Source organism: Herbaspirillum rhizosphaerae, assembly GCF_001189965.1.
Classification (GTDB): Bacteria; Pseudomonadota; Gammaproteobacteria; order Burkholderiales; family Burkholderiaceae_D; genus Herbaspirillum; species Herbaspirillum rhizosphaerae.
This window is the reverse complement of record NZ_LFLU01000001.1, coordinates 562,612-577,711: the sequence shown is the minus strand read 5'-3', so window position 1 is coordinate 577,711 and position 15,100 is coordinate 562,612. Positions and strand designations below refer to the sequence as shown.

Annotated in this window: 14 protein-coding genes; 13 read left to right on the top strand and 1 reads right to left on the bottom strand. The window is 57.1% G+C overall.

What is annotated here, in order from left to right:
- The first annotated feature begins 103 nt into the window (after positions 1–103).
- The 9 genes from AKL25_RS02560 to AKL25_RS02520 all read left to right on the top strand — a co-directional run bounded on the left by AKL25_RS02560 (position 104) and on the right by AKL25_RS02520 (position 9,368).
- On the top strand, positions 104–2,071 hold the full coding sequence (locus tag AKL25_RS02560) for a tetratricopeptide repeat protein (protein WP_050476050.1): 1,968 nt from the start codon (positions 104–106) through the stop codon (positions 2,069–2,071).
- A gap of 332 nt (positions 2,072–2,403) precedes the next feature.
- Entirely contained in the window at positions 2,404–3,492 is a 1,089-nt protein-coding gene (locus AKL25_RS02555) for a flagellin N-terminal helical domain-containing protein (protein WP_050476049.1), read from the top strand.
- A gap of 82 nt (positions 3,493–3,574) precedes the next feature.
- On the top strand, positions 3,575–3,934 hold the full coding sequence (locus AKL25_RS02550) for a flagellar protein FlaG (RefSeq protein WP_050476048.1): 360 nt from the start codon (positions 3,575–3,577) through the stop codon (positions 3,932–3,934).
- Positions 3,935–4,172: 238 nt separating this feature from the next.
- Positions 4,173–6,245, top strand: coding sequence for a flagellar filament capping protein FliD (fliD, locus tag AKL25_RS02545; protein WP_050476047.1), 2,073 nt, complete (start codon positions 4,173–4,175; stop codon positions 6,243–6,245).
- Between the two features lie 27 nt (positions 6,246–6,272).
- The gene (fliS, locus tag AKL25_RS02540; protein WP_050476046.1) at positions 6,273–6,692 is read left to right on the top strand and encodes a flagellar export chaperone FliS; all 420 of its coding nucleotides are present in this window, start codon (positions 6,273–6,275) and stop codon (positions 6,690–6,692) included.
- A 48-nt stretch (positions 6,693–6,740) separates the two neighbouring features.
- Complete coding sequence (locus AKL25_RS02535) at positions 6,741–7,079, top strand: flagellar protein FliT (RefSeq protein ID WP_050476045.1); 339 nt, start codon at positions 6,741–6,743, stop codon at positions 7,077–7,079.
- Between the two features lie 2 nt (positions 7,080–7,081).
- Complete coding sequence (gene fliK / locus AKL25_RS02530) at positions 7,082–8,257, top strand: flagellar hook-length control protein FliK (protein ID WP_050476044.1); 1,176 nt, start codon at positions 7,082–7,084, stop codon at positions 8,255–8,257.
- Complete coding sequence (locus AKL25_RS02525) at positions 8,244–8,531, top strand: EscU/YscU/HrcU family type III secretion system export apparatus switch protein (RefSeq protein WP_050476043.1); 288 nt, start codon at positions 8,244–8,246, stop codon at positions 8,529–8,531. Before fliK ends, AKL25_RS02525 begins: the two co-directional genes overlap by 14 nt.
- A gap of 81 nt (positions 8,532–8,612) precedes the next feature.
- On the top strand, positions 8,613–9,368 hold the full coding sequence (locus tag AKL25_RS02520) for a flagellar brake protein (RefSeq protein WP_050476042.1): 756 nt from the start codon (positions 8,613–8,615) through the stop codon (positions 9,366–9,368).
- A gap of 99 nt (positions 9,369–9,467) precedes the next feature.
- Here AKL25_RS02520 and fliE read toward each other — a convergent pair whose 3' ends face one another.
- Positions 9,468–9,818: a flagellar hook-basal body complex protein FliE gene (fliE, locus tag AKL25_RS02515; RefSeq protein WP_240475623.1), complete on the bottom strand. Its 351-nt coding sequence runs from the start codon at positions 9,816–9,818 to the stop codon at positions 9,468–9,470.
- Between the two features lie 268 nt (positions 9,819–10,086).
- On the opposite strand from fliE, the gene fliF reads away from it, so the two are divergent.
- The 4 genes from fliF to fliI all read left to right on the top strand — a co-directional run bounded on the left by fliF (position 10,087) and on the right by fliI (position 15,066).
- On the top strand, positions 10,087–11,856 hold the full coding sequence (fliF, locus tag AKL25_RS02510) for a flagellar basal-body MS-ring/collar protein FliF (RefSeq protein WP_050476040.1): 1,770 nt from the start codon (positions 10,087–10,089) through the stop codon (positions 11,854–11,856).
- The gene (fliG, locus tag AKL25_RS02505) at positions 11,849–12,844 is read left to right on the top strand and encodes a flagellar motor switch protein FliG (protein WP_050476039.1); all 996 of its coding nucleotides are present in this window, start codon (positions 11,849–11,851) and stop codon (positions 12,842–12,844) included. Before fliF ends, fliG begins: the two co-directional genes overlap by 8 nt.
- A 77-nt stretch (positions 12,845–12,921) precedes the next feature.
- A complete protein-coding gene (gene fliH, locus AKL25_RS02500) occupies positions 12,922–13,620 on the top strand; it encodes a flagellar assembly protein FliH (protein ID WP_050476038.1) in 699 nt (232 codons plus the stop codon).
- 42 nt (positions 13,621–13,662) lie between these two features.
- Entirely contained in the window at positions 13,663–15,066 is a 1,404-nt protein-coding gene (fliI, locus tag AKL25_RS02495; RefSeq protein WP_050476037.1) for a flagellar protein export ATPase FliI, read from the top strand.
- Positions 15,067–15,100: the final 34 nt, after the last annotated feature.

Below are 15,100 nucleotides of genomic sequence, written 5' to 3'. Positions count from 1 at the left end.
GATATGCACTGATTAATTGCGCCGTCGCAATGGCGATCGCCGCTCCCGCCGCCCGGAGTGAAGACGGTCGCCTTGGGACATCATCACCTGCCAAGGATTTCCAATGTCAACGCGTAGCAGCAACAAGCCGGTTAAAAAGAATACGTCTCACAATCTCAAGGATTTGCTAGCCGTTCGTGAATGCCTCAGCTTTCTGGACGACCACAAGGTCGCCGAAGCCAAAGAACTTTGCGCGCAAGTACTCAAGCGCGCACCCGACCTGGTTTTTGCCAATCACGCATGGGGACTGATCGCCATGCATGAAAACAACTATGTCGAAGCAGAAAAGGCGCTGCGCAAGGCAATCAAGGCCGACCCGGAAAATGCCGAATACCTGACCAATCTGGGAGGCGCCGTCCTCAATCAGGACCGCATCGACGACGCCATCGCCATTTACGAAAAAGCGATCGAGATCAATACCGAGAACAAAGAAGCCCGCATCGGACTCGCCAATGCACTGCATGAAAAGAATGACGCCGATGCCTCGATTGCATATTTCGAAGAAGCGGTAAGGCGCACTCCCGATGCGCCGGGTCCGCTGTCCCATCTGGGAAAAGCCCTGATCGACGCAAAAAGATATCAGGAAGCGGTCGGCGTCCTGCTGAAGTCCTTGGAGCTTCAGATCAACTTCGCCCCTGCGCATACGAATCTGGGCATTGCCTTCCAAGAAATGAACATGCTCAACGACGCTCTTGAGTGCCACAAAACCTCGCTGCTGCTGGACCCCACGGACATCTACGCACAAAACAAGATCGCCGACACCTATATAAAACTGAAGGAATTTGAAAAAGCGCACGAGCACTATGAGCGCATCATCGAGCTCGCGCCCAAGGATCCCAACAGCTACACCAAGCTGGCATCCAGCTATTTCTCCAATCAGGATCGTTACGAAGATGCGATGGAGATCTTCCGTCGCGCCCTGGAGGTCGATCCAAAGCATCCGCTGACGTTAAACAACATCGGCGCCACCATGTACGACCATGGCGAAACGAAGACGTCCCTGCAGTATTTCAAAGATGCCCTGGCCCTCAAACCGAACTATTTGACAGCACAGCACAATCTTGCGCTGGGGCAACTTTTGGCCGGCGACCTCAAGGAAGGCTGGGCTAATCATGAAAGCCGCCTGAACGTCAAAGAACGCCGCTACGTCTATAAGCTGATCCACAAATTGTTCGGGATCATCCCGAAATGGGACGGCCAGTCTTCCCTAGCGGGAAAGTACATCCTGCTGATGCACGAACAAGGCTTCGGCGACAGCATCCAATTCGTACGCTATGTACATGCCCTGCTGGCACAAGGCGCGCGCGTGGCCTTGCACGTCAAGGATCCGCTTGCGCGGCTGTTCCGCAGCGTTTCCGACCAGGTTACGCTTGTCAGGGAGAACGACCCGCTGCCGAAATGCGATTGCGCCTATGTATTAATGAGTCTGCCGCATGCGCTCGGCACCGATCATGTTGAAGACATTCCGTCTTACCCGCACTACTTGTCGGCCGATCCCGCCGATATTGCCAAGTGGGGCGACAAACTCGACGCACTGGCAGGCAACAAAACCGACCTGCGCGTCGGATTTGTCTGGGCCGGCAACCCTGAACACGGCAACGATCGCAAACGCTCGATCCCGCTGGAAACGTTTGCCCCCATTCTGAACGTCCCGGGCGTCAAATTCTTTTCGATCCAGAAAGGCCACGCGACACCCGACCTGGCCAAACTGCCGCCGGAATTGCCCGTATACAATATTGGCGATGATTTCAATGATTTTGCCGATACGGCCGCGGCCATGGCGAATCTGGACCTGATCATCAGCGTCGACACTTCCGTTGTCCACCTTGCCGGCGCACTCGGCAGGCCGACATGGACGCTTCTCGCCCAAACCCCTGACTGGCGCTGGCTGAATGACCGGGAAGATTCTCCCTGGTATCCAAGCATGCGTCTTTTCAGGCAGCAAGAACGCGGCGACTGGCCGTCCGTCATTGCCAAAGTGTCATCCGAACTTGCGGCATTGCGCGATCAAAAGAAGCAAAATCTCGCCTAATCAAAGACTTATCCTCCGCCAAAATTGCATTGCGTCAAGCTTCACGAATGATGCAATGCAATCCTCCCCGGCATCATTTCGGGAACTTTTACAAAAATACCCACTAAAGTTTTCTGAAATGCCGTCGAAATAAGATTTGCTTGACGTATAGAAGCACGCAGTTTTAGGTCGGACAGCATTGGAAAAAAATTTTTTGCGATAAACATTAAACTTTTTCCGATACCGTCCGATATAGCTAACAACAGCGGTTTGAACGCCTGAGGCTTTAGGTAAAAACCAAAGTTAAGCACTGAAACTCGGATTTATCGGCCTCAAATCTTAGGAGAACTAATATGGCATCAGTCATCAATACCAATATTGCGTCGCTTAACACGCAACGCAACCTGAACACCTCGCAATCGTCGTTGAATACTTCGATTCAACGTTTGTCCTCCGGCTTGCGCGTCAACAGCGCAAAGGATGACGCTGCAGGCCTGGCAATTGCCGACCGCATGAATGCACAGATCAAAGGTCTGGCAGTTGCGCAACGTAACGCCAACGACGGTATCTCCCTGGCTCAAACCGCTGAAGGCGCACTGAGCACAGTTACCGACAACCTGCAACGTATGCGTGAGCTGGCTGTTCAAGCATCGAACGGCACCAACAGCGCACAAGACCGCAAGACCCTGAACGACGAATACAAACAGCTGTCGGATGAAACATTCCGTATCCTGAACGGTACGACTTTCAACGGTCAAAACCTGTTCACCGGTATCGGTTCCGGCGCCAGCGCTGGTACCGGCGCTGATTCGGCTAACGTTTCGGCTTCGCTGACACTGACTTTCCAAGTCGGCGCCAACGTTACCGACAACAAGCTGAATGACCAAATCAGCATCTCGCTGTCCGACCTGTCCAACGCTTCGACGATCGCTAACGTGATCGGTACAAGCGCCAAGGGTCTGATCGGTCTGGGCGTGACAACTTCGGTTGACGCTGCTCAAGTGACTTACACTTCGGCCAAGGCTGCTCTGGACAACCTGTTCGCAACAGGTTCGACAATGACATCCACAGCGCTGGCAGCATCTGCAGTGACCCTGCAAGCAGCCATCGACACCGCCAAGCTGTCCCTGGACAAGGCAATTGCCGATCCATCGGCACAAAGCGATGCGCAAAAGGCGATCAAGAACCTGGACCAAGCGATCAACCTGATCTCGTCCAAGCGCGCAGAGTTCGGTGCAGTTCAAAACCGCTTCACCGCCGTTATCAGCAACTTGCAGATTTCGAGCGAAAACATCACTGCATCGCGCAGCCGTATCATGGATACCGACTACGCGGCAGAAACTGCAAACCTCACACGTGCGCAAATTCTGCAACAAGCAGGTACGGCGATGTTGTCTCAGGCGAACTCTGCACCGCAAAGCGTCCTGTCGCTGTTGAAATAGTCTTAAGAGCTATGTAGGATGAAAGTGCGGGGAATATGTATGCGTACGTATTCTCCGCACATTCCTTTAAGGGAGTAACACCATGTCGATTTCCCCACTTAATATCACTGCAGCTGGCGATTCTGGCTCTTACACGCCAGCACAGAGTTCAACTACAAAACCAGATCCGGTGGTATCGACTGTTGCACCTGCGGCAACACCTCAGGCGCAACGTGCTAGCGATAGCGATGTTGAGCACGCTGTCAGCAAATTGAATGACTTCGCAAGCCAAAATGCTTCTGCCATTACCTTTTCGAAAGATCAGGACAGCGGCAAGACGGTGATCAAGGTTATTGATACAGCAGACAATACGGTTCTTCGCCAGATTCCAAGCCAGGAAGCGATTGAAATCGCCAAGTCGATCGACAAACTGCAAGGTTTGCTGATCAACCATAAAGTTTGAGTCTGATACGAACTGCTGGCGCACCAGAAATATTCATGCGCAAACAAGATATTTGCGCATGTTATATTTCGCCTCGGCAATTCATAGCGGATTTATATCATCTCGTATGTGTAAGATAGTGCCGGAAGTCATTCTCGGATAAGTGCCCAAGAATACTGAAGCACGCCTGATTGAGCGTTCGTCGCCTGGGCTTCTGGAATCAGCACATCGCATTTGCATTTAGAAATCAGGAGATCTCATGGCCACTTCCACCGGGACCATCACCACTTCCGCCGGCCCCCTAGACGTCAATTCGCTCGTGGCGAAGTTGATGAGCGCGGAATCCAGCGTTCTCACCCCGTTGACGCAGCAGGCCAGTAGCTACAACAGCCTGATTTCAGCCTATGGCAGCCTCAAAAGCGCGATTTCCTCATATCAAAGCGCACTGAACGGCCTCACCGCAGCAAGCTTCAGCGCGCAAAAAGCGGCTGTTTCCAATAGCGGCACAGGAACAACTCTTACGACAGACCCTTTCACCGCCGACGTCAATACCGACGATTCGACGAAATTGCTGGCGCAAAAAATTCAATCGGCAGGTTTTACCAGTTCGCAGATTTTCAATGCGGGCGACTCCGTTGCAATCAAGGTCGGCACCAATCCGCCAACCTTTGTCACGCTGCAAGCCAATGCGACGCTCGCAGGTGTGCGCGACGCCATCAACGCTGCAAAGACCGGCGTGACGGCCAGCATCACAACCGACGGAACCGGTGACCATCTGGTTCTGGAATCGAACACCGCAGGGACTGCGAACACCATCAAAGTCCAGGCCAACAACAGCCTGGCGTCCCTCGCTTACGATCCTGCCAGTGGGACGGCCAGCACAGTAACGCAAATCCAGGCGCCACGCGACGCCACTGTTGCCGCATCCGGCAACTATACGGTCTCCGTCTCCCAACTGGCGCAAGCGCAAAAGATTACTTCTGTCGGTTTTTCGTCCTCTGCCTCGTTCACTTCCGGCATCCTGGCGATCAAAACAGGCAACGGATCAACCGCGATCATCAAGCCGACCACCAACACGCTGGCCGGGGTGCGCGACGCCATCAACGCCAGCGATGCAGGGGTAAGCGCCACGATCGTCAGCGACGGCACCAGTGCCCACCTGGTAATTGCAGCCAAAGACAGCGGCGCCACGAATTCGATCCGCGTTACCGGCACCGGCGATTATTCGTCGCTGTCTTTTGACCCGAGCGGAAAATACACCTCGCCCAATGTTGCGACCGGCCAGACATTTGACGCCACAGCCGGCGGCCTGACGCTGAATGTCGGCGGTACTGCGACCACCATCGCACTGAGCGGCGCCGGCCAAACCCTGCAAAATGTCCGCGACGCCATCAACACGGCCAATGCCGGCGTGACGGCAAGCATCACCAACGACGGCACGAACGATCATTTGGTGCTGACGCCTTCCGGCACCGGTGCCACCAGCCCCGTCTCGCTGACCGGCACCGGCGATTTCGCCACCCTGACCGGCAGCACCATGGGCCAGTTGCAGGCGGCACAAGACGCCAAGCTGAGCATTGACGGCGTCAGCGTGACCAGCGCAACCAACAAGGTGACGGATGCGATTTCCGGCGTGACCCTCAATTTGTCCAAGGTCACGACTGCATCGGATAACTTCACACTGAATATCAGCAACGACACCAGCGGCGTCGCCAGCACGGCAAACACGTTTGTTTCAGCGTATAACTCGCTGGAAAAAGCGATCACCGGGCTGACGCAACAGACACCATCGACAACGATCGGCCAGGCAGGCACGTCGTCGCCGCTGGCAAGCGAGTCGTCAGTGCAAAGCATGATGACCCAATTGCGCAACGCTCTGCTGGCAAGCGTGGCCGGCGGCAACGGCATCAGCTCGCTGACCGACATCGGCATCGGCTTCCAGAAAGACGGTACGCTGGCGCTCGACGCCTCCAAACTGTCGACTGCCACCACCAACAACTTCGCCGGCATTGCCAATCTGTTCACATCGACCTCCGGCACCAATGCCGACGGCACGCCAAATACAACAGGCACCAACGGCGTCCTGACAAATTTGCAAACGCTGGTCAATGGTTTTCTCGCAGATGGCGGTATCATTGATACCAAGACCAAGGGTTTGCAAGCCAGCCTGAAGATCAATAGCGATCGACAGACTGCCATCAACACACGCTTGAGCACCATGCAGGACCAGTACACGACCCAGTTCAATGCTCTGAACGTGACACTGGCAAGCATGGCGACAACACAAAGCTATCTGACGCAACAATTGGCAAACTTGCCAAAAGCAAGCTAATCGTTTGACTGAAGGCGGGAGAAGATAATGTTCGGAACCATGCAACGTGGCGCAAATGCGTACGCAAATATTGGCGTGGAGACCGGTGTCGTCGCAGCGAGTCCGCACAAGCTGATCACCATGCTGTTCGATGGCGCCCTGGTGGCGATTGCCATGGGCCAAAAATACATGGGCGCCGGCGATATCAAAAAAAAGGGCGAGTCGATCACCCAAGCCATCCTGATCATTGAAAGCGGCCTGCGCGCCAGCCTTAACAAGAATGTCGGCGGCGAGATCGCCCTCAATCTGGATGCGCTCTACGAATACATGGGCAGGCGCCTGTTCGCGGCCAATGTCGAAAACTCCCAGGAAATCCTGGAAGAAGTCCACGGCCTGCTGGACGGCCTGAGAGATGCCTGGGAGACCATCGGTCCCAATGGCACCAATCAGGCGCAAGACGCAGCTTAAGCTGCCGCCTTACAACAATTCGCAACAAACACTCGCGAAAGCACAACCATGGACGGCGCAGAAGTCATTTCCCTTTATGAAGCGGTCGCAGAACTGACTGATCAGATGCTTGCCGCTGCACGCCGGGAAGAATGGGATTTGCTATCGAAACTTGAGGCCGATTGCGCCCATGTTGTCGACATTTTGAAAAAACATGAAGCAACCGTCACGCTGACCGACGACAGGCGCGAGCGCAAGATTGAAATCCTGAAAAAAATACTGGAAGATGACCGCGATATCCGCAACCTGACGGATCCCGGCCTGAAAAAACTTGCCACCCTGATCCAAAGCACCAGTGTCGAACGCAAACTGGTTAAGGCCTACGGCAGCACCAATCAACGAGGTTAGCGATGATACCCCGGGCCGACCTCGCCACCAACACGGTCCAGCCTGTCGCCAACGTCGCGGCGACGACGTCCATCGTTTCGGTCGCCGATGCCAGACAAGAGGCCTTTAGCAGGCTTGCGCAAATTGCCATCGGACAACAACTGCAAGGCAAGGTGCTGTCCGCGTATAACGACGGCTCATATCTGGTCCGTATCGCCAATACGGCCGCCCGCATGGTCCTGCCGACGGCGACCAAAACCGGAGACTCCCTGCTGCTGACGATGGTCAGCAAAGATCCGCGCCCCACTTTCCTGCTGACGGAAACCAGCCCCGAGGAAAGCGAAGAGACCGCCGTTTCGCTCAGCGTCGCAGGCAAGATGATGGAAAAAGACCTGGTATCGCTCAAAGCAGCGCAGCCAGGCCTTCCCACCGTTGTCGGTCGCAACGACCAACTCACAGACGAAGAGGGCAAACAGGCTGCGCAAACCCCTTCCAATGTCCCCGAAAGCACCAAGACCTCGCTCAGCGTAGCCGGCAAACTGGTCGACGCCCTGCTGCACGCCTCGGAAGAAAGCGACCTGCCCAGCGCCATCAAACCCAATGCTCCGCTTGTCAGCAATCCGACCAATACCACGCAACTCGCCGGTGCGCTGCACGACTCGATCGCTCTCAGCGGCACCTTCTACGAATCGCATGTCGCGGCGTGGGCCGACGGCAGGCGCCCGCTTGCAGAACTGCAAAAAGAGCCGCAGGCCCAGCTTGCTCAGCAAGCGCAAAGCGACAGCATCTCCGACTTGCTTACCAGTTCGGATCCTGCGCACACGCAGCTCGGCCAGATCGTCAATCTCCAGCTGAATGCGCTGGAACAACAACGCCTGGTCTGGCATGGTGAAGTCTGGCCCGGCCAGCACATGGAGTGGGAAATCGGCCAGGACTCCTCCGATACGCCACAGCAGAACGAACAGGACGGCGGCCCCACGCCCAGCTGGCACAGCGTGGTGCGCTTCAATTTCGCTCATCTGGGCAGCGTTTCCGCCTCGATACGCCTGATCGGGCAGCAAATCCACATGCAAGTGCGTACCGACAGCGACGTCACCGCGGCAGCGTTGCGCGCCAACGGCAGCATGCTCTCCGACGCCATGGCTGCGGCCGGCTCTTCTCTTGACTCATTGATTGTGAAGCAAGATGGAAAAGCCTAATCTCCCCTACCAGAATGCAGTCGCGCTGGCCTACAACACCAACCAGGCAGCTCCCCGCGTCGTGGCCAAGGGCAGCGGCCTGATTGCCGAGGCCATCATTGCGCGCGCCAAGGAAAGCGGCGTCTATATCCATGAATCGAAGGAACTCGTCTCACTGCTGATGCAGGTCGACCTCGACCAACAGATTCCCCCTGCGCTTTATCGCGCGGTCGCGGAACTTTTGGCTTGGTTGTATCGCATTGAAAATATGCAATTGGACCACAGTGATGTATGATTAGGGGTTAGATTAGCAAGTCCCCCTTTGGGATAGAATTTTATCCTTCTATCCTTTGATTTGAGACGCATAGACGCACAGATGGCAAACAACGACGAGATCAAAGACGACAGCCCGTTTCGAGTACATTCCCGACGGGAGATTGTGTCACTGCTGACCAGCATGATGGAGCGCAATCAGCTGCTGAGCCTGCTCATCAAGGGTGGCTCGGAATCCATTATCACGTCGATTCTGGATATCGACGAAGATGACGACAGCGTCGTTATTGACGCTGCGCCAAGCACCTCGCTCAACGAGAGCATCCTGCAAAGCAATCGCATCGGTTTCGAAGCCGTCTACAACAACATCCGTATCACGTTCAATGTCGACAAGGCGCAAAAGTGCCTGTTCCAGGAACGCCCTGCACTCAAGATCACCATTCCGAATAGCCTGGTGCGCCTGCAACGCCGTGAATATTTCCGCATTGCGACGCCCATCGCCAAGCCTTTGCGCTGCACGTTCCGCGTCACGCGTGAAGACGGCTCGTTCAGCACGGTCGTCACCCTGCTCAACAACATCAGCGCCGGCGGCGTCGGCATTACCGACGAAAAGAAGCTGCTCGACACGACGCTGGGCCGCATTTACGAAGACTGCTCGCTGGAAATGACCGACAACACAGTCGTGACCGTCAAACTGCAGATTCGCGACTGCAAGGAAGTCAAACTGACCTCCGGCAAGACCGTCAACCGCTTCGGCTGCGAATTTGTCGATATTCCGCGCGCCGTTCTGGCGGCGATCCAGCGCTTCATCACGAAGCTGGAACGCGAACAAAATGCCAAAGCATCCGGCATGATGTAAGGCTTGACGAAAAGTTGCCGAAAAAAAAGCTGCCGATGGCAGCTTTTTTATTTTGCAGCAACAAACACGGCATAGCCGGCCACACTCACGACAACCGGCCTACACCTGCATCGTCATGATGTCGCGATAAGCCGAAACCAACTTGTTGCGGACCTGGACACTTGTCTGAAAGGAAATACTGGCCTTCTGCATTGCAATCATGACGTCCGACAAATTGATGTTGTCGTCGCCCATGGAAAAGCTCTGCGACATCTTGCTCGCCTTGTCCTGGGAAGAATTCACTTCATCGAGCGAATTCTTCAACACGCTGGCAAAATCGACGCGCGCAGCCGGCTTTTCGCTACCGGTGATGCTGTCGATCGGCGCGACGTCGCTCTGCGCGCCTTGCGCACGGGCAGCAGCCGCCTTCAGCTGCGCCACCATGGCTTCGATTCTGCTAGTATCAATCATGCTGACGGCCAATTTGCACCTCTTCGAATTCAATTCCGCGACAGATGATTGCACACCGCAATCACACTTCCCGCTTCTACAACGGCAGATTACCACGCGAGTCTTCGCGACTCGCAACAATAAGCGGGGAAATAGCCATTCTGTTCCATAGATCAAATTTCGGCTCTGGCAGGACAATCCACACTAAGCAAAAAACCTATATGGGTAGGGAAGCAGTGAAGCAAATCATACAAAGCCACAAGCTCGGCGGCACACGCAAGGGGAAATCATGGCGGTAGCAGCCGATGGCACGATGACCAACGACGGCAACAGCTCCGCCACTGAAGGCGCGGTTCCGGGCGAGATATCGTCTCAGGAAGCGCGCCGCAGCGGCGTTGTGGGTTACGCCCAGTCGCCGCAAGGACGTCGCGTCCTGTTGATGGTGGCGGCGGCAGCCGTCATCGCCTTGATGATCGGCATCTGGATGTGGAGCCAGAAGACCGAATATCGGGTTTTGTTCTCCAACTTCTCCGACCGCGACGGCGGCGCCATCGTTGCCTCGTTGCAGCAGATGAACGTCCCCTACAAGTATTCCGAAGGCGGCAGCGCCATCCTGGTCCCAGAAACCATGGTGCACGATGCCCGCCTGAAACTGGCTGCGCAAGGCCTGCCCAAGGGCGGCAATGTCGGCTTCGAGCTGATGGAAAACCAGAAGCTCGGCGTTTCCCAGTTCCTCGAGCAAGTCAACTTCCAGCGCGCCCTCGAAGGCGAACTGGCGCGCTCGATCCAGTCCCTTTCCGCAGTACAGGCTGCTCGTATTCACCTGGCCCTGCCCAAAGCCTCCGTTTTCGTACGCGACCAGCAAAAACCGACCGCATCGGTCATCCTGAGCCTGTATCCGGGCCGCATGCTCGATCCCCAGCAAGTCAGCGCCATCGTGCATCTGGTCGCCAGCAGCGTCCCCGAGCTGTCGCCCAAGGCCGTCACCATCGTCGATCAAAACGGCAACCTGCTCTCCGACACCACGACCAAGCAACCCGGCAACAGCCTCGATCCGACCCAGCTGAAATACGTCCAGGACCTGCAGCAAGACATCGTCAAGCGCGTTGAATCGATCATTGCGCCTATCGTGGGCAACGGCAACGTGCGTGCCGAAGCGACGGCCGACGTCGACTTCTCGCGCAGCGAACAAGCGGCGGAAACCTACAAGCCGAACCAGACGGCCGATACCGCCGCAGTGCGCAGCAAGCAAAGCAGCGAATCGCAAAACGGCAGTTCGAGCACTTCCGGCGTTCCCGGCGCACTGACCAACCAGCCGCCTGCTCCGGCCACCGCGCCCATCACCAATCCGCCGGTTGCCGGCGCAGCGGCAGGCGCAGCAGGCGCTGCGGCGGCCCAGCCGGCCACCACCAACGGCACCTCGCACAAAGACGCGACGATCAATTACGAAGTTGACAAGACCGTCCGCTACGTTCAACAGCCGATGGGCGGCGTCAAGCGCCTGACGGTTGCGGTCGTCGTCAACTACAAGCGCACGATCGACCAGACCGGCAAGATCGTCATGAAGCCGCTGACCGAAGCCGAACGCAGCCAGATCTCGGACCTGGTCAAAGAAGCAATGGGCTACAACAAGGATCGCGGCGACTCGCTCAATGTTGTCAATACGCAATTCAGCAGCGATGCCGAGCCGGAACTGCCGTTGTGGAAGCAACCGGACATGATCCAGCTGGCCAAGGAAATCGGCAAGTACGTCTTGCTGGCCGCAGTCCTGCTCTACCTCTACTTCGGTGTTCTGCGTCCTATCATCTGGAAGATCACCGGCAAGGAAGAGAAAGAAGCCAAAGCCCGCGCCGAAGCCGAAGCCGCCGAAGCTGCCGCTGCTGCCGCCGCCATGTACGATCCGGACAATCCGGACGCCATCGTCAACCTCTCCGGCGAAGGCGGCGAAATCGACGAACGCGCCGCATACAAGGCCAATCTCGAGACTGCCAAGCAATGGGCCAAGAATGATCCTAAACTGGTGGCAAGCATCATTAAGACATGGGTGAACAATGAGTAACGAAGGCGTTGAAAAAGGTGCCATCCTGATGCTCGCTCTGGGCGAGGACGAGGCCGCCGAAGTCATGAAATACCTCGGACCGCGCGAAGTGCAAAAGCTCGGCGCCGCCATGTCGGCCATGAAGAACATCAGCTTCGAGGACATCAACGAAGTGCTGATCGAGTTCGTCGGCGAAACCGGCCAGGCGTCTTCGCTCGGCCTCGACTCCGACGAATACATCCGCAGCGTGCTCACCAAGGCGCTGGGCGACGACAAGGCCACGTCCCTGCTCAACCGCATTCTGGGCGGCCGCGACGCCAGCGGCATCGAGAGCCTGAAGTGGATGGACGCACAATCGGTGGCCGAACTGATCCGCAACGAACACCCGCAGATCATCGCCACCATCCTGGTCCACCTTGAGCGGTATCACGCCTGCGACATCCTGAACAACTTTACGGAACGCCTGCGCAATGACGTGGTCCTCCGTATTGCAACCCTCGACGGCGTGCAGCCGGCGGCGTTGCGAGAATTGAATGACGTTCTGACAAAACTGCTGACCGGCAACGAAAGCCTGAAGAAGCAGCAAATGGGCGGTATCCGCACTGCTGCGGAAATCCTCAACTTCTTGTCGGGCGAGAACGAAACATCGGTCATGAACAATCTGCGCGCCTACGACGAAGACATGGCGCAAAAGATCATGGACGAAATGTTCGTGTTCGAAAACATCATCGACATCGACGGTCGCGGCATCCAGCTGCTGCTGCGCGAAGTCCAGTCCGAGTCGCTCATCGTCGCGCTCAAGGGTGCATCGCAAGGCCTGCGCGACAAGATCTTCGGCAACATGTCGCAGCGTGCTGCGGAAATGATGCGGGAAGATCTGGAATCCAAAGGCCCTGTTCGCCTGTCGGAAGTCGACGCGCAACAAAAGGCCATTCTGCAAATCGTTCGTCGCCTGGCCGACGAAGGCCAGATCGTGCTCGGCGCCAAGGGCGAAGATGCATTCATCTAAGGTCGCCACGACCGATGCGTGCGGCCTACCCGGCCGCATCGCATCGATTGTGACTACTCAGCTTTACCGGATCTGAAATGGCATCACGAAACAACATCATTCCCAAAGAACAGATGACGCCTTATCAGCGTTGGGAACTGGCGTCCTTCGACGAAGCAGAGGAATTGCCTCCGGTCGAAGAAGAACCGCTCGCCGATGAGCCTCCGCCGCCGCCGATGCTGACCGCCGAAGAGCTCGACGCCATCCGCGAACAAGCCCGTCAGGAAGGTTACGCCGAAGGCCAGCAGCAAGGTCTGCAGGCAGGCCGCCAGGAAGGCTACATGGCAGGCTTGCAACAAGGCCAGCAAGAAATCAACGAAATCATCCAGCATCTGCGCCAGGTCGCCGTTTCTTTCGGCACCGAAGTGTCGCAATGCAGTGAAAACATGGCGCCGGAATTGCTCAACCTGGGCCTGGATCTGTCCAAGGCCATGTTGAAAACCGTGCTCAAGGTCAAGCCGGAGCTGATCCTGCCGACCATCAGCGCCGCCATCCATTCCCTGCCCAGCCTGCAATTGCCGGCCTTGCTGTATCTGCACCCCGCCGATGCCGCGCTGGTGCGCGAAAACATGGAAGACGACCTCAGCCAGCAAGGCTGGCGTATCGTCGAAGATCCGGAACTCGACCGCGGCGGCTGCCGTATCGAAACCGGCACCAACCAGGTCGACGCCACCACGCAAACGCGCTGGCGCCGTATCGCCGAATCGCTCAGCAAGCAACTCGATTGGCTGGAGTAGCAGCATGATCGCACCCGGCAATCCTCATTCACAGGTGCAACGATGAACTCGCCGATGCCCTCCCACTTCAGCCGCTGGCAGGCCTACCTGCACAATTGCAGCGGCCTGGTGGGAATGACTGAGCCTACCCAGATTTCAGGTCGCGTCACGCGCGTGGCGGGCTTGGTCATGGAAGCCGTCGGCCTCAAATTGCCGGTCGGCAGCCCATGCACGGTGCCGCTCCCGAATGGCAACCTGATCGAAGCAGAAGTCGTCGGATTCCAGGACGATAGACTCTTTTTGATGCCGCAGAGCGACGTCGAAGGCATCGTACCGGGCACCCGCGTCTACCCGGTGGAACCGGTCAAGCCGCCGCCGCGCACCGGCCCCATCGCTTACGTTCGCCGCCTTGACGAACACAGCCGCCGCCTGCCGGTCGGCGACGAATTGCTCGGCCGCGTGCTCGACGGCGCCGGCCGCCCGCTCGACAATCTGGGGCCGCTGCATACCGAAAATTCCGCACCGCTCAATGTCCGCGCCGCCAACCCGCTGGGACGCGCACCGATTGTCGACATTCTCGACGTCGGCGTACGCGCCATCAACAGCATGCTGACCGTCGGACGCGGCCAGCGCATGGGCCTGTTCGCAGGCTCCGGCGTCGGCAAGAGCGTGTTGCTCGGCATGATGGCGCGCTACACCAGCGCCGACATCATCGTGGTCGGCCTGATCGGCGAACGGGGACGCGAAGTCAAGGAATTCATCGAACACATTCTCGGCACCGAAGGCCTGGCGCGCTCCGTGGTGGTCGCCGCCCCCGCGGATACCCCGCCGCTGATGCGTTTGCAAGGCGCAGCCTATGCCACAGCGATCGCCGAATACTTCCGCGACCAAGGCAAAAACGTTCTCCTGATCATGGATTCGCTCACGCGTTATGCGATGGCCCAGCGCGAAATCGCGCTCGCTATCGGCGAACCGCCGGCGACCAAAGGCTATCCGCCCTCGGTGTTTGCAAAACTACCGGCGCTGGTCGAACGGGCCGGCAACGGCGACGTCGGCGGCGGCTCGATTACGGCGTTTTACACCGTGCTGACGGAAGGCGACGATCAACAGGATCCGATCGCCGATGCGGCGCGCGCGATTCTCGATGGCCACATCGTGCTCAACCGCGTACTGGCGGAAGCCGGGCACTATCCCGCCATCGACATCGAACAATCCATCAGCCGCGCCATGCACAGCATTACCTCCATGGAACATCAGCGCGATACGCGCCGGCTGAAACAGTTGTACTCCCGCTATCAACGCAATCGCGACCTCATCAGCGTGGGCGCCTACGCCGCCGGAACCGACCCGGTTCTGGACCAGGCGATCCAGCTTTTGCCGCGAATCGAAGCGTTCTTGCAGCAGGGAATTCCGGAAAGAGCCGGTGTTACCGAGAGCTTGGGGCAACTTACCGCTCTATTCCAGTGATTGAGCAGTTGGCCCGGAAAATATAATCAAAGTT